We start from the raw sequence: 16,001 nt of genomic DNA, 5'->3' as shown, positions 1-16,001 counted from the left end.
TTTTTAGATGATTGGATTAAGTAAAAAAAGATAGTGATGAAAGATGAAACGGAAAAAATTAAAACAATTATTGCATCAAAGACGGGAAGTTAAGCGAGCGCAGGAGCCGGAGATTAATGATAAGCAAGATGACCAACTCCAAATTAATTATGTGAAGACTAGTGAATTAACCAGAGAAAATGAGACAGCGCAATTTAATAAAGTCAGGCGCAAAAATGTCAAAGAAGTTTTGAATAAATTAAAACACCCATTTTCGCAACATATTAGATTAAAGCCCTATTACGAAGCTGATGACTGGCTACACTGGATTGGGGTGCTCAGTGATTTAACCTTACCCAATGCGGCAGATAATTTAAACGGTGATATTTTAATCGATAAACTAACGACTGGTGATTTTAAGGAGTTACTTGACTACCATGTCTGGTTAAATTTAGAAAATGTTAAATATATTAAAGCTAAGAAGCAGAAGTTAGGTATTGGTGACCTGATCGAAGGTAAAAGTAAAATTCTGCGTTACGGGCAAAATAAGTATGGCTTAGGGACAACCATTATTCGTCGAGCTGGAATTTATAAAGGAGAAGACCGACCAGAAACTTTAGTTGGCAATTATGATCGTCAAGATGATTGGGTCTTAGAGATTGATAACTCAAGTGCAAGTGAACGGGCCTGGGCTGAGTACCAAGAAACGAAGTCTTTGACGGCCTTTGAGCAGGAGCCAGGACATGTCGAAACGCGTTATCAACCTAGTCGCTACCAGCGTTATCGTGAACGCCTTGAAGAAGTTCAACGACATTCTTCAGATAGTGTCTTGCCATTAGTGCCATCCACTTTAAACAAGTATCATGCCGAAGTTGATCAGATTCATGCCGCTAAGTCGAAGACGGTTAGTTACCGGATTCCGCAGCTGCAATTAAAAAATGTGGTGAATGAACACCACCGGTTGGTTGCTGCCAAGGTAGTTTTGCCCTACACGCAAGAAATGAAAAAGATGGGCGAGTTGCTACCTAATGATGAGGTCACTTTTGAAAGCAAGTCTAATCCAGACTCGAATTATCTCTTTGGCACCATTGAAAAGTTCAATTTGGTAACAGCGCATGAATACCATCCGTTACCAGAATTTCCGAATACTTTCTTAGGCTACCTAATGTGGAAGACTCCGTCTGAAGGTAGCGATCCTAGTTTGGTTATGAACTATCAAAACTGGGCCTTGGCGCGCGGAATTCACGTTAAGGAGATCAAAAAAGAAATTGAAGAAATTAAACCGGAGCGTCTTTTGACTGAACACGAATTAGCTATACGTTTTGGCGTGACTGATGGGATTATTACCTCAGCTTACGAGCAAGGTGTAATTACGCCGGCCAAAGAAGAGGATGGGCGTAAATATGACTTAACTGCTTGGAAGACCTTAATGGAATTATTGGCAGCGCAAGATCCGCACTCAATTTTGACAGTTAAGAAGGATTTGAATGTTTATAGTGAAGATGATTTTGTTCAAACCTTTAAGTTAAGCCTAGATGAAGTACGTAATCAGATTAAAGCAGCTAATTATTTACCATTGAATGGTTTTCACTACAAGGTTAACTTGTATGGACCGAAAGTTTACCAAATGTTCAAGGCAGCAAAAGCGGTTAAGCAGGCTTTGCCAAAGAAGAGCGAAGTCTTGGTTAAGCGGGAAATTCCAAGAGATAAAGATGTTAAAATTGCCTTCTTGGAGCGGCCGAAAGAGGTTAAATCATTGCCAGCTCCGCAAAAGAGAAGTGTTACTAAGACAACTGTCAAGCAAACTCAAGTTGAGAAGAAGACGACAGTTACACTTGAAATTGAGACTTTTGATGGCAGTTTCTTGATTGATGAATTCAGTAGTTTGGAAGAGGCTGATCAAGTAATTGAGGCGAGTGCTCGGGACAAATATCGTAATCACTTCTTGCATGTAATTGCGGCAGAGAGTGGTGAAAAGGTGATTATTTCAACTAAGGCAATTACTAGTTTTAAAGTTAGATAATTAAAAAAGGAGTAGCTTCAGCCTACTCCTCTTTATTTGGCAATTCGAATTCTTTTAAGATGTTATACCGCATCATATTTTGCCGGTAATAAAACAATGTTTTCGCATTGACTTTCAACTTTTGCTGTAATTGTTTATCCGTCATGTCTTCACGAGACAAGATTGAATAAACAAAACTTAAGCGCAAGTTCTGCAAAGTAATATCCATTCCAATTAACTTACGGTCCGGTTCAGCCCGCCGCGACAGGTGGAAGTCAGAAGCATAATAGCCACCGAATTTTTTACCCAGAATATAGGGATCATCCCCGTTAGTAAAATTAGTATGGTTTTTCAAATATTGTCTGAGTTCATAGCTGTTAATCTTGGAATAAACGTCGCTATAACGGAGCTTCAAGACCTCATCCGGTAAGTAACCTAGGGCGATCGCCAGCATCATTTTAACTGTTTCGGGATGAATGCCGTCAATCTGGGCAATTTGCGGTAATTTGTCCATCCAGTTGATCACATAGATATGCTTGCGGTTGAAGCGGCGACCGTTAATTTCAATGACAGGGTAGTTTTTAATCAGGTGATGGCTGTAAAGAAAGGTGAAATAGACCTTCAGGTGGCTGATGTACTTGTTAATCGTATTCTTTTTCATGCCTAAATTAGTCTCAAGACTGTTAAGATAATTTTGAATATCAGTTGCTTGAATATTATCGAGCGTCGCATCATCAGCGCCATTTTGATAATAATTCCAAAAACTAGCGACTGATTTAGTCACAATTAACATGGTCCGGTCAGTATACTTTTTCTCATTTTTGCAATAAGCAAAGAATTCATTTTCATAAGGATATTTCATCTTTTTCACCTCGTTTAATCTACTGATTTATATAAATTGTTACTAAAACAATTATATAACGATTTTGAGACATTTGTATAGGGCAAAACTGCAATTTCATTGCGTTTGTGGCACTTTTCGGCTATGCTTTTCTTATCATGAAGAAATATCTTAAATTATGGCTATTAATGCTAGTACCACTGTGCTTAACCGCTTGTTCAGTTAGCTCAACTAAAAAGGATACTAGTGACCGACTTAAAACTCATCAAACAGCTAAAAAGCCCAAGTTTCAAGATCCCGTTACCCTGTATTTTCACGGCCTAATGGGAAGTTATAAAAATGAACGACCAATTGTCGAGGCTGCTAAAAAAGCAGGGGTGACTAACAGTGTGATCCGCGCCAATGTGAATGATCAAGGCAAGGTTAAGCTAATTGGTAAAATTAAGAAAAACGCCAAGAACTCAATTGTGATGGTGACTTATAAGGATAATGTGCAACCGAACTTTTCGCGTAATGGCACTTATGCCAGCAATGTCGTTAAGACCTTGCAAAAGAAATATGATATTCGCAAGGTCAATATGATTGGTTATTCGTTAGGCAATGTGTCGATTATTTATTATCAATTACAAAATGGTAATCGACAGAAGATGCCACGCTTAGTTAAGCAAGTGAATATTGCTGGCCATTTTAATGGTGCTTACTTTAAGGAATTGCCGCCAGGTTTTCGTGAACCAAAAGGAATGAAAATTGATAAGAATGGCAAGCCAAATAAGATGAACGCCACTTATAAGCAAATGTTAAAAGTGCGGCCGATTTACGAGAAGCATCCCGTCCAAGTGCTAAATGTGATCGGGGATGTTGGTAATGGCGGCGATGGTGTTGTGAAGAATATTTCTTCCCAGTCACTGAAATATTTAGTGGCAGGGAAGAATTACCAAGAGCTAAAAATTACAGGTGTCAAATCTGATCATGGTAGTTTGCCGAATAATGACCAGGTTGAAGCAGCTGTGGTGAAATTTTTGTGGAAATGAAAAGGATGAGACCTAGTCTCATCCTTTTTTCTACCGATAATTAATAATGACTTTAGTATGGTAAGGCACGTGATCATGAAGCCACTTTGCGTCCTTTACTGAAAGACGAATGCAACCATGACTAGCTGGCTTCTTACCTAATTTATGTGCTTCTTTAATAATGAACTTGTTGGACCAAGTATGAGTTGGCACGGAGTGGAACAAGTACAATTGGCCAATCCAGCCGACTGGATAAAGTCCAGAAGAAAAACGAGCTGGATGGTAGCCATTGGTGTAGTAAGTACCAGTTGGCGTTAAACTTTTGCCATTAACAATTCTACCTGCTGAGGAATGCATGGTATAAAGCACCTTTTTGCCAGAGCGGACATAAGTCCGGTCACCTAAGATAGAAACCCGCAAGTTTAAATTTTTAACTTTGCGTAAGTTAGGGTAGGACTTCTTTTCACTGGCTTTTTTCCAGTAATTTTTGGTCCGCATGTCCTTAGGATCTTTATATGGCTTGGTACTTTTAGCCTTTGCAGCTTGAACAGTAGCAGTTGATTGGGCCACTACTGGCACACTGATGGCCAAGGTTAAAGCAATGATTAATGACTTAAAATTATGCTTCATTGTGATCTCTCCAGAAATTTGTTTTTACTATTATAAGCCTAAATACCTGGTGATTTGAAGAATTTTCCTACTTCTTAAAAATCATATTCTTAATGTTGCGCCACTTACTACCTTTTTCTTGGTAATTCTTCGTCGGTTGAGTAACTTCAACGCAACCTAAATACTTGCCGCTATCATCATGCAAGCTATAAAAAGAAATGTTAACTGGAATGTTGTTTTTATGAATATTAATGGAAATCGATTCTCGTTTACCCTCATGCATTTGTTGCAAAACGGCCTTAACCCGGCCTTGAGAATGACCTGGGTGAACTTCATAGACAGTCTTACCAATATCTTTTTCAGTGCGAGGGAAGAGGCGATGCTCATTCATCGATGACCAGACAACTACATCATTTTCATCTAATACGTCAAATTCTTGGGGAATGGTAGTAAAAATTGCGTTTAATTCAGCTAAACCAAGATGCCCACCTTTTAATTTAATCTCTTCATTCATGATTTTTTCCTATCGTTATTTTTTTAAGACTAAACAAAAAGACACCCCAAATGGGATGTCCATTTATTTTAGTTAAACAATTACTTGTTAACTGATTCCTTCAAAGCCTTACCTGGCTTGAATGCAGGAACTTGGGTTGCAGGAATAGTAATTTCTTTACCAGTTTGTGGGTTACGGCCCTTACGAGCTGCACGGTGACGAACTTCAAAAGTACCAAAACCAATAAGTTGTACCTTGTTACCCTTAACTAATTCTTCTTGAATAGTTGACATAACTGATGAAAGAACAGCTTCTGCGTCCTTCTTCTTCATGTCAGTCTTTTCAGCAATTTCTTTAACTAATTCAGCTTTATTTACTGATGCCATTTTAAAAAACCTCTTTCTTCATGTGTGAGCGCTATTACTAGTGCTCCATACGTGAACTAATTGTACCATTAACTTTCATAGTTTGGAACCGTCAATGCTTGATTTGATAGGAAAATTTTAACTTTTTTTGATAAAACGGACAGAAATAATGCCGCCAATAATTTCAATCGCAATAAAAATGAAGATTCCGATCCAAATTTGGCGAGAAATACTATTTGGATTGATGTTTCGTATTGGACAGATCAGGTATTTAAAAATAATCAGGCCAACGATCCAACTAATTGAATAAGATTCTAAGAAAGTGTAGCCGCGCATGAAATTTTCACTTTTCTTAGACAAAGGTTGTAATTGCATGTATAAGTTGTCGACTTTGCGGTTAAAAGTTAAGACAAAGTAAAAAATGATTAACCAGATTACGGCTAAGATGATTAAGTTAGTGATGGCAAAAGTACTCAAAATATCGCCTCCATTGCTAATTATTGTACTGAAACAGCGCTCAGAATGCGAGTAAAATTTAAAAATCGACTGTTACATTCGTTACAGTTTATTACAACAAACGCAACATTTCTTAATATTTTAGTGATCTAGACGCAATGGAGCTGCAATAATTACCCGGTATGATATGGAGCATAAATTAAAAAATACGAATTTAAATCTGGCAATTAAACGATGCCAAACTTAAGGAGAGAATTTTTTTGAAAGTAAAATCTATTTTAACTAAAACCATTGCTGCCGCTGCTTTTACTGTAATTGGTGCAGCTGCACTTAATACTACTAATCATGATGCTCAAGCTGCCGTTGTTGCAAATGATGCAGCTGTTTACCGAGTTCATGTTGCCACTACTGTTTATAATAGTTACGAAAATCCAGCAGCTACTGGTCAAGTCTTAGCTGCAAATACTGACTGGAAAGTCATCAAGACTGCTTATGACGCCCAAGGTAACAAGTGGTACGACTTGGGTAAGAACCAATGGGTTAAGGTACCAGTTCAAACAACTAGCGCTGTACAAAACCAAACTAGTCAAACTACCCAAACTCAACAAGTTCAAGGTCAAAGTCAAAACTATCAAAATTACCAAGCAGTTAGTCAAGCTCCTGTCCGCAAAGTAAGCTATACATCAAACGTTACCGGTTCAGAAGCAGCTGCTAAGGCATGGATTGCTGGTCAAGAATCTGGTGGTTCATATGCTGCCAGAAATGGACAATACATCGGTAAATACCAACTTTCTTCATCATACTTAGGTGGTGACTACTCAGCTGCTAACCAAGAAAAGGCAGCCGATAAGTATGTTGCTAGTCGCTACGGCTCATGGACTGCTGCTAAGAGTTTCTGGCAAGCAAACGGTTGGTACTAAAATAAAAAAACAAGTTAAACGGCTCATGAACAATGAACCGTTTAATTTTTACCTAAAATTCTTAATTATCAATTAAGAGGCCGTACTTTGTGAAAAGTCGGCTTAACATTTGGTATAATAAGAAAAAAGCAAGATTTAGATTATTAAGGGAGTTTTATTTCTATGAAAAACAAACTTGGTATTACAGCAACCGCTGTATTGTTAGCTTTATCATTAACTGCATGTTCTAATAACAATAGTAGTCAAAGCAGTTCTCAATCAAGTAAGGCTAGAAGCTCACAAGTCCAAAAGAAGAATTCTTCAAGTCAAAGTTCTGCAGCTTCTAGCTCATCTTCAGATAAAGACAAGAAACCTTCATCTCAAGCTCCTGAGCATGACCGCATGGCTAAGTTAACTGCAAAATTGCGCGACGCTTTGCCAGGTATGCTTTTGCCAACTAATGACGGTTTAGGCACCGGTTCTGATCACTTAAACGTTCGTTACACTACTGAAGGCAACACGAATACTGTTTACTACAGTGTTGGTAATAGTGCCGCTGAATTTAATGCTGATAGTGTGCAAAATGAAAAGCCATTTGCAGTTTTGAAGGAAGTTAAGAATGGTCAAGATTCAGACGATTTGATTAACTACTCACCAGAACAAAAAGGCTTGCCAACGGTTAAATTGGATAGTAACACAACTGCTACTACTCAAGGTGCTGCTGGTCAAAAGTATGTACAATGGAACCAAGGTAACTGGTCATTTGTCATTCAAGCAAGTAGTGTTTTGAAGCAAGATCCAGTTAAGCGCGCTAAGGAAGTTTTGAGTTTGGTTAACCAATACAATGTCCCACAAACTTCAAGCAAGGGTAACTTACATGTCGTTGTTGGCGACAGCGAAGGTTCTTTGAACACCACTATTGCATGGCAAAATGGTAAGAACATTTACCAACTTAAGGCTCATGACACTGAAACTGCTTTGAAGATGTTGAGCAGCTTAAAGTAAAAAATAAAAATATTTTTCAAAAACTGATTTCGATTTTGGGTCGAAGTCAGTTTTTTTGATGTGGCAAGCTTTTGAATAATGCAAGTTTAGAAGTTGCAAATCTAAATTGACTAGCTAATACCATATTTTAGATAAAATACAAGATGTTGTAGTAAATAAAATACGTGATACAATAATTAGTGTCTAAACAACAATTTTTGAAAATATTTTTTGGAGGATTTTTCATGAGACTTGGTAAAAAGTTAATGACATTTGCTGTTGCTGGTCTTGCTTTAATCGGTACTGCTGCTTGCTCGAATAATAAGTCAAATTCGTCATCAAGTAGTGACAAGATTCCAGCTAAGATTAGTAAGAAGACAACAGTTGTATTTTGGCATGGGATGACGGGTGTCCAACAAAAGACTTTGCAAAGTTTGACTAAGGATTTTGAAAAGAAGAATTCTAACATCACCATCAAGCTTGAAAATCAAGGTGCTTATACTGATTTGCAAGCTAAGATCAACTCAACTTTGCAATCACCAAACAATTTGCCAACAATTACCCAAGCTTATCCAGGCTGGCTTTGGAATGCTGCTCAAAACAAGATGCTGGTTAACTTAAAGCCATACATCAACAACAAGAATGTTGGTTGGGGTAGCGTAAAAGCATCAGATATTAGAACTGAACTTTTAGACGGTGCCAAAATTAACGGTGTTCAATATGGTATTCCATTTAACAAGTCAATTGAAGCTTTAACTTACAACAAGACCATGTTTAAGAAGTATGGCATCAAGAAAGTTCCAACTACCATGGAAGAGTTGAAGCAAGTTTCAGAAACTATTTACAAGAAGAGTAACCACAAGGTTGTTGGTGCTGGATTTGACTCATTATCCAACTACTACACTCTTGGCATGAAGGATGAAGGCGTCAACTTCTCAGACAAGATCAACTTCAGCGGTGCTACTTCTAAGAAAGTCATCAACTACTACGCAGATGGTATCAAGAAGGGTTACTTCAGAGTAGCTGGTTCAGAACACTACTTATCAGGTCCATTTGCTAATGAAAAGGTTGCGATGTTCATTGGTACTTCTGCCGGTGAAGGCTTCGTTAAGCAAGGTGTCGGCAACAGATTTACTTACGATGTTGCTGCTCGTCCTGGTAAATACACCATGCAACAAGGTACTGACATTTACATGTTCAAGCATGCTTCCGCAATGCAAAAAGCAGCTGCCTTCAAGTACATGAAGTTCTTAACTTCTGAATCAAGTCAACTTAAGTGGGCTATGGCTACTGGTTACATCCCAGTTAACAACAAGGTTCTTGATGACAAGTCATACATCAACAATACTCAAATCAAGATGCCAGCTAAGTTACACGACGCAATGAGGAACTTGTACAGTGTTCCAGTTGAAAAGAACTCCAATGCTGCATATTCTCAATTGAACAGTATTATGCAAAACATCCTTTCAGCAGCGCAAAAGGGTCAAAATGTAAATAGCGCAATTACCAATGGTAAGGCTAAATTTGATGCTGCTTGGAAGCAATAAAGTGTTTAAATAGAGCAAAGGTTGAATCAATTAGATCAGCCTTTTTCTTTTGCTTAAAAGACGAACAATATTGATCCCTAATTTAAGTAATTTTCTCAAACTAATTAAAAAAACAAAATTTCTACTTAACTTTTCCAAAAAATATGCTAGAATAAGAACAATTTAATATCTTTTGGAAAAGGGTGGATAGAATGAAAAAACTGATTGATCTGCACCTCCATTTGGATGGTTCAGTTCCAGTTGACACAATCAAAGAATTAATGATCAAGCATGAGATGCCAATGCTTGAGGCTGCTAGTTTGCGGAAAAAATTGTCAGTAAGTCCGCAGTGCCATGATTTGAATGAATTTTTGGAAAAGTTTTCGTTTGCCGTGAATTTGATGCAAACGGCTGCTGACTTGCGCTTAATTACGTTTGAGCTGCTAAAAAAATTAAAAAGAGAAGGACTGGTCTACGTCGAAATTCGCTTTGCGCCCCAGCTTCATACTGAGCAAGGATTAACTCAGGAAGAAGTTGTACGCGCCGTGATTTCCGGCTTAGACCAGTTTTTAATTTGGCAGAAAGAGCAAAGTTCATCTTCACCAGATTTACATGCCACTTTTTTACTATGCTTGATGCGCTTAAAAGGCAATGATGAGGCTAATCAGGAAACAGTGACAATTGCTAAAAAGTTTTTGGGTCAAGGAGTGAGCGGACTAGACTTAGCTGGTGCGGAAATGCTTGAGTTTGCGATTCGTCAATATGCTGCTCTTTTTCAAGAAGCACGAGCTGCGCAAGTGCCCTTTACGATTCATGCTGGCGAAGCCATGGGACCGGAGTCGATTAGAGAAGCTTTGGCTTTAGGTGCCAAACGCATTGGGCATGGGATTCGCTGTATTGAAGATCAAGCATTGGTAGATAAGTTAATTGCAGACAAAATTACGCTAGAATGTTGTGCCACGTCTAATTTAAATACCAAAGTCTTTGATCAACTAGATCATTATCCAGTTAGACGTTTGCTGCATGAGGGCGTGAAGGTGACGCTTAATTCAGATGATATGACCGTTTCTAACATTAACTTACCTCATGAATATGATTTATTAGAAGAAAAAACGGGCTTAACTCGGCAAGATGAGAGACAGTTATATCTGAATGCTGTTAACGCTGCCTTTTGTTCAGCCAGAGAAAAAGAAAGATTATTATCGTTAATCTAGATATGGTAGAATAAAACAAACTTTTTATGGAGGAATCAATATGAAAGCAGTAGTACCAACCGGTAAAATCTATTTGGGTTCACCTTTTTACAGCGATGCGCAACGGGAAAGAGCAGCCAAAGCTAAGAAATTATTGACCAAGAATCCTAGCATTGCTCATATCTTTTTCCCATTTGATGCCGGCTTTACTGATCCTGATGAAGAAAATCCTGAAATTGGTGGCATTCGTTCGATGGTTTGGCGCGATGCAACTTATCAAAACGATTTAACAGGGATTGTTAATGCCAGCTGTGGGGTCTTTCTGTATGATATGGATCAACTTGATGATGGTTCAGCTTTTGAAATTGGCTTCATGCGGGCCATGCATAAACCAGTTGTCCTCGTCCCATTCACTGAGCATCCTGAGAAAGAAAAGAAGATGAACTTGATGATTGCACAGGGTGTGACAACCATCATCGATGGCAATACAGAATTTGACCGTTTAGCTGATTATGATTTCAATGAATGTCCAGCTGATCCGGTTAGAGGTTACGGTATTTATTAACGCAAGCAAAAAAGCATCCTCAGTGAGGGTTTTCTCACAGAGGGATGCTTTTTATTATTCTGCTAATTCAATTTCTAAATTTAGTATTAATGTTTTTCTTCAGCGTTAACATAAGCGCGATGAAACTCAAGGCATAGGCTGCAGCGTTAATCAGCCAACCTAAGTTATAAGAGCCTGTCTGATCAAAGAAGAGACCAACTAGGTAAACCGAGGCTGACATGGCAAAGGCCCCTAGCATATTGATGACTGACAAGATATTGCTGTAGTCTTTTTCACCAAAAATTTGGCGGATTAGGTATGGTAAGGCCACTAAACAAACCCCTTGGCCCAAACCTAAAATTAAAGCACTGATGATTAAAAGCTTGCTGTCTTTAAGCATGGCTTGGCCAGACCAACCAATAATGCCAAGGATTGAATAAAGGAATAGTACTACTTTAGCATTAAAGCGGTCTAGCAAATAACCGATGGAGATTTTGCCAATGGCTGCGCCAATCATGACGCCTGAAACAACGGTGGCGGCAGTAATTGGCGAAATGCCTAAGCTGGTGATGTGTCCTGAAATGTGTTGCACCGAGCCAGAAACAAATTGCAGGGCAATCATGGCAAAGGCTAGGGCGTAAAAGATCGTAGTTTTACGAGCATCTTTTAAAGTTAATCCTGTTAAAACTTTTTGTTGATGAGCCGTTTTAGCTTGGCCGAAAGCAGGATATTTAGCAGTTGGTGCTGGCTTAATTGACATGGCTAATGGCGTTAATACTAACCCCATTAAAGCGGCCTCGGCAATAAAGCCTCCGCGCCAACCGGTTTGTTTAATGATTTCTGCGATAATTGGATTGAAAATCGTACCGCCAAAAGCCGATAGTCCCAGGGCAATCCCCATAACCGTGCCCAATTTTTGATTGAACCATTTACTAAGTAAGACTGGAATGGACAGGGTAATGGCAATGGGCTGACAGATGCCGATGATGATCCATGCTAGATAAAAATGAATCAAGGAGCTGGCAAAGGCCAAACTTAACATGCTCAAGGCGATTAAGGCAAAACAAGTAGTTAATAACCAACGCAAGTTGATTTTTTCCATGATTTTACCGGCAAAAATCAAGGCAATTGCGGCAGCGGCATTCTGTAAAGTAGTCATCAAAGCCACATTTGCACGACCAACCTGGAATTCACTACTGATCGGGCCAAAGAAAAGGCCGATCGTATTTACGATTAGCCCGAAGCCAATCATCGAAATTAAACAACAAACAATAAAGATCCACCAAGGATAGAAAGAATTTTTAGTTTTCATTTCTGTACTCAACTTTCTAAAAATTTAACTTCTATATTATAAAGAATAATGAATTACTAATGTTTTAAGAAAATATAAAGTTATACCAAAAAGGCGCCCAGAAATTATCTGGACGCTAAAAAGAATGGTAACTCAAGGCGTGAGTTGCAAAAAGTGAACTTACTGATCGCATGTTCAAAAATGGATTATCTGTTGGTTTTGATCTATCGTTAGAAGGATTTCATTAGCTATCATTTAATTCTATTGAAGAAAAAAACTCAGTAAGTTCAGCTTTTATTATAGTCTCTTAAAATGAAAGGGCTAACAATACGACCTATGAAGTTGGCTGCTTTTTACAGACAGAACGGTAATTTTGCTCAGAACTGTAGAAGCACTACTATCATGTAATTAACAAAAGTGAACTATAATTAGAATGTTAGACGAAAGGATGGAGTGTATGCAGGAATTAACATCAGACCGTCAAGCATCAGTTTGGCTTCTTTCAGATACGCATTTAATTGCGGATAGTTTACATGATGATGGTAGTGCGTTTCAGCGGATGAAGGATACCAGTGCAGGTAAGGATTTGGTCTACCAAGAGTTAGCTTTAAAAGCCTTTGTTAGAAAAGTAGTGGCAGCTAAGCCAACTGCAGTGGTGATTACTGGCGATTTAACTTTTAATGGCGCCAAGGCTTCAGCCGAGAAATTGGCTGAAATTTTTAAACCGTTGACTGATCAGCAAATTGCTTTTCTGGTTTTACCAGGTAACCATGACATTTATGATGGCTGGGCGAGAAAATTCTCAGGTGCAACCGAAATTCGCGTTGATGAAATCAGTCAGGAGGCTTGGAAAGAGATTTTTGCGGATAGTTATCAAGTCGCTTACCATCAAGATTCATCATCTTTAGCCTATAGTGTGAATTTAAATCAAGATTACCGCCTGATCATGGCCGATTCCAATATCTATGGCGATCGTTATTCGTTAACTCATCCGATTACCAATGGCCGAATTCCATCTGCGGAACTGGCTTGGATTGAAAATGAATTAAAGGATGCGCAAAGGCAGCAGAAACATGTCCTCTTTTTCATGCACCATAATCTGTATCAACATAATGATGTGGTCCATGGTGGTTATGTCTTGGATAATGCCGAGGAAGTGCAGGCTTTATTTAAGAAGTACCAAGTTCAAGCTGTTTTTTCAGGACATATTCATGCCCCAAACATTACTGGACCGGAAAAGAATTGTCCTAGTGTGGAAGTTGCTAGTTCTTGTTTTGCCATGACTGACCAAGGTTATGGAGTCATTAGTCTCACGCCGAGCGAATTGACGTATCAACACTATAGCTTTGATGCTATGCCTTGTTTAACTGATGAAGAAAAAGAAAAAATCCCAGCTGCGGACTTTCGGACATATTTAAGAGCCGTCTTTAATGAAAGTAACGAAAAAATGCTTGCTAAATCAGTTAATCGTTTTGCCACGCCTCATGATCTTCAATTAGCGCAACAATTAATCAATCGCCTGCACTGGAACTTTTTCACGGGTCATAGTTTTTATAGCGCAGAACAAAAAGCTGAGTTTTTCCACTCACCAGGTTATCAAGTTTTGACGACTGCTATGCCAGAATTAAAAAATTATCTCCAGTCATTACTTGATGTCGATCAAGATAGCCAACAAGTAAAAATTCAATTTAATGATTAATCTGTTACCATTTTGTTTCAATGCTTATTTCTAAGACGTTATCTGTTATCATGAAGGAAAACTAATTCTGTAATTTCAGAAAGGACGCTTTGATGCATCGTTTTAGAAAAATTGCCTTAGCGCTGGTAGCAGGAGCAACTTTAGCAAGTTGTTTTAGCTTAACCGTGCGGGCCAAAACTAGTAAACAAGTAAGTAACAGTCAAATTAATCAATATCTTAAACATGCTAGTCTCAATGATAAGATTGGGCAAATGTTTATCGCCAGAACACCGCAAAATTTGGGTCAAGCCGAAAAAGATGCGGTGAAGTACAACTTGGGTGGCTACATCGTTTATGATGCCGATTTAGCTGATTTAACTCAAAAGCAATTTGCTCATAAAATTGCCAATTATCAAACAGACAGTAAAATTCCGTTATTAATCGGGATCGACCAAGAAGGTGGCCAAGTATCACGTTTAACTCATAGCGGTTTAGTGAAGCAAAATGGCGATCAATTTAAGTTCCCACGCGAGCAATATCAGAATGCAGAAGATAGCAGTACTGGTAGCGGCATGAAGGCGGCAGTTAATTATGCTAAAAAGAATGCCACTTTGCTACATCAATTAGGGATTAACTGGAATTTTGCCCCAGATGCTGATTATAGTGACGATCCGGAGAGTTTTATTTATCAACGTGGCTTCGGTGGCGTCAAGGGTAAGAAGAGCTACAAGGCCGTGGCTGATTATATTAAGCAAGTTGTGCCAGCTTGGCAACATGATCACTATGTGGCAGCGACTTTGAAGCACTTCCCAGGTTATGGGGATGCTGCTGATACCCATACCGGTTTTGCTCATGTAACGAAGAGCAAGGCTGCCATTTTGAAGCAAGATGCTTTGCCATTTAAAGTCGGCATTAATAAAGGTGCTGATGCGGTCATGGTCACGCACGTCATTTATGACAAGATTGATCCTAAGTATCCAGCTTCTTTATCTAAGAAAATGAACACTTTGCTGCGTAAAAATTGTCACTTTAACGGTGTAGTGGTCACTGACGCCATGGAAATGGGTGCCATTCAGAACTTCGCTAAGAAGCACCATGTTAATGCTGATGTTTTAGCAGTTAAGGCAGGCAATGATATGATCATGTCCGCTAATTACAGGAGTGGGATAGCAGCCATTGCCAAGGCAGTGAAGAAGAAGCAAATTTCTGAAAGTCAAATCAATGCTTCAGTTAAGCGGATTTTGACTATGAAAAACAAGTTGCATTTGTTATCAGCAGCTGACTTAAAGGTTAAACCAGATAAGCGGTCATTCTTCAGCTTAAAGAGTGTTAAATATCATAATGGTCAAGCAACCATTGCTGGTCAGGCAAAGAAGAATGCCAAAATCACTTTGCGTGATAACAGCAATAATCAGGTTGTTAAGAGCGTCAAGGCTGATCGCAAGGGTAAATTTACTTTGACTTTAGCGCAAAAACCGCAAGTTCAAAGTTACTTCTTAACTAGTCCTGACTTTGTGGGTGTTAACTTAGCAGTAAAAGCTAAAACTGGTAATAGCGTTGATAGTTTCTTGCTTGATTCAGTTTCTTACAATAAGAAGCACACGCAGGCAACTATTTCTGGGCAAGTACCAGATAGCGGCGCTGAAGGTTCTTTAACTGTTAACTATCTTGATGCCAATACTGGTAAGAAAATTACCTCCGCTGTTGTTGGTAAGGACGGTAAGTTCAGTGCTCAAGTCCCATTGACTAAGAGTTCGCAGAATATTGACGTTGCGATTTCTGGTTATCGTGATTTATTAGTTGTTTTACAAAGTAAATAATGAAAAAGAACAATTCAACTTTTTTAGCAGTTGAGTTGTTCTTTTTGTTTGCCCTTAATTATTTCTCTTAAGGACAATGCTTTCGTATAATGTAAGCGTCAAAAACTGAAGTACCTATCTTCTCCTTTTCTTTCGTCCTATACTTGTCTTATCAATTTTGAGGAGGCAAATTTTATGAACGATAGTAAGCGTCAAAAACTGAAGTACCTATCTTCTCCTTTTCTTTCGTCCTATACTTGTCTTATCAATTTTGAGGAGGCAAATTTTATGAACGATAAACACGATATTGTACCTTTAACAGATAAAAATAA

15 protein-coding genes are annotated in these 16,001 nt (G+C 38.6%); 9 read left to right on the top strand and 6 right to left on the bottom strand.

Annotation, left to right across the window (positions count from 1 at the left end):
- Positions 1 to 43: 43 nt before the first annotated feature.
- Complete coding sequence (locus tag EJK17_RS07240; RefSeq protein WP_127796303.1) at positions 44 to 2,002, top strand: molybdenum ABC transporter ATP-binding protein; 1,959 nt, start codon at positions 44 to 46, stop codon at positions 2,000 to 2,002.
- Between the two features lie 22 nt (positions 2,003 to 2,024).
- On the opposite strand, the gene EJK17_RS07235 is transcribed toward EJK17_RS07240, so the two are convergent.
- Positions 2,025 to 2,843 carry a site-specific integrase gene (locus EJK17_RS07235; RefSeq protein ID WP_103662150.1) on the bottom strand — a complete coding sequence of 273 codons (819 nt, stop codon included), beginning with the start codon at positions 2,841 to 2,843 and terminating at the stop codon, positions 2,025 to 2,027.
- A gap of 137 nt (positions 2,844 to 2,980) precedes the next feature.
- Between EJK17_RS07235 and EJK17_RS07230 the strand changes: the two genes are divergently transcribed.
- Complete coding sequence (locus tag EJK17_RS07230; protein WP_201738270.1) at positions 2,981 to 3,853, top strand: alpha/beta hydrolase; 873 nt, start codon at positions 2,981 to 2,983, stop codon at positions 3,851 to 3,853.
- Between the two features lie 30 nt (positions 3,854 to 3,883).
- On the opposite strand, the gene EJK17_RS07225 is transcribed toward EJK17_RS07230, so the two are convergent.
- The 4 genes from EJK17_RS07225 to EJK17_RS07210 form a co-directional block, all read right to left on the bottom strand.
- Positions 3,884 to 4,462: a L,D-transpeptidase gene (locus EJK17_RS07225; protein ID WP_103662149.1), complete on the bottom strand. Its 579-nt coding sequence runs from the start codon at positions 4,460 to 4,462 to the stop codon at positions 3,884 to 3,886.
- Positions 4,463 to 4,529: 67 nt separating this feature from the next.
- Positions 4,530 to 4,955 carry a PAS domain-containing protein gene (locus EJK17_RS07220; RefSeq protein ID WP_103662148.1) on the bottom strand — a complete coding sequence of 142 codons (426 nt, stop codon included), beginning with the start codon at positions 4,953 to 4,955 and terminating at the stop codon, positions 4,530 to 4,532.
- Positions 4,956 to 5,035: 80 nt separating this feature from the next.
- Positions 5,036 to 5,320, bottom strand: a complete 285-nt coding sequence (locus tag EJK17_RS07215; RefSeq protein ID WP_103662061.1) for an HU family DNA-binding protein — start codon at positions 5,318 to 5,320, stop codon at positions 5,036 to 5,038.
- Between the two features lie 117 nt (positions 5,321 to 5,437).
- Positions 5,438 to 5,776, bottom strand: a complete 339-nt coding sequence (locus EJK17_RS07210; RefSeq protein WP_103662062.1) for a hypothetical protein — start codon at positions 5,774 to 5,776, stop codon at positions 5,438 to 5,440.
- Between the two features lie 239 nt (positions 5,777 to 6,015).
- On the opposite strand from EJK17_RS07210, the gene apf reads away from it, so the two are divergent.
- From apf to EJK17_RS07185, 5 genes are all read left to right on the top strand, one after another.
- The gene (gene apf, locus EJK17_RS07205; protein WP_103662063.1) at positions 6,016 to 6,675 is read left to right on the top strand and encodes an aggregation-promoting factor; all 660 of its coding nucleotides are present in this window, start codon (positions 6,016 to 6,018) and stop codon (positions 6,673 to 6,675) included.
- A 162-nt stretch (positions 6,676 to 6,837) separates the two neighbouring features.
- Entirely contained in the window at positions 6,838 to 7,659 is an 822-nt protein-coding gene (locus tag EJK17_RS07200) for a hypothetical protein (protein ID WP_103662064.1), read from the top strand.
- Positions 7,660 to 7,883: 224 nt separating this feature from the next.
- A complete protein-coding gene (locus EJK17_RS07195; RefSeq protein ID WP_103662065.1) occupies positions 7,884 to 9,185 on the top strand; it encodes an extracellular solute-binding protein in 1,302 nt (433 codons plus the stop codon).
- A gap of 191 nt (positions 9,186 to 9,376) precedes the next feature.
- Positions 9,377 to 10,378: an adenosine deaminase gene (add, locus tag EJK17_RS07190; RefSeq protein WP_103662066.1), complete on the top strand. Its 1,002-nt coding sequence runs from the start codon at positions 9,377 to 9,379 to the stop codon at positions 10,376 to 10,378.
- 40 nt (positions 10,379 to 10,418) lie between these two features.
- On the top strand, positions 10,419 to 10,922 hold the full coding sequence (locus tag EJK17_RS07185) for a nucleoside 2-deoxyribosyltransferase (RefSeq protein WP_103662067.1): 504 nt from the start codon (positions 10,419 to 10,421) through the stop codon (positions 10,920 to 10,922).
- Positions 10,923 to 10,989: 67 nt separating this feature from the next.
- On the opposite strand, the gene EJK17_RS07180 is transcribed toward EJK17_RS07185, so the two are convergent.
- Positions 10,990 to 12,213 (bottom strand): MFS transporter, encoded by a 1,224-nt coding sequence (locus EJK17_RS07180; protein ID WP_201738269.1) that lies wholly within the window; start codon positions 12,211 to 12,213, stop codon positions 10,990 to 10,992.
- A gap of 436 nt (positions 12,214 to 12,649) precedes the next feature.
- On the opposite strand from EJK17_RS07180, the gene EJK17_RS07175 reads away from it, so the two are divergent.
- The gene (locus tag EJK17_RS07175) at positions 12,650 to 13,891 is read left to right on the top strand and encodes a metallophosphoesterase family protein (RefSeq protein ID WP_103662068.1); all 1,242 of its coding nucleotides are present in this window, start codon (positions 12,650 to 12,652) and stop codon (positions 13,889 to 13,891) included.
- Positions 13,892 to 13,983: 92 nt separating this feature from the next.
- Positions 13,984 to 15,690, top strand: coding sequence for a glycoside hydrolase family 3 N-terminal domain-containing protein (locus EJK17_RS07170; RefSeq protein ID WP_103662069.1), 1,707 nt, complete (start codon positions 13,984 to 13,986; stop codon positions 15,688 to 15,690).
- Positions 15,691 to 16,001: the final 311 nt, after the last annotated feature.

Source organism: Lactobacillus xujianguonis (assembly GCF_004009905.1).
Taxonomy (GTDB): Bacteria; Bacillota; Bacilli; order Lactobacillales; family Lactobacillaceae; genus Lactobacillus; species Lactobacillus xujianguonis.
This window is presented reverse-complemented; position numbering and strand designations above follow the sequence as displayed.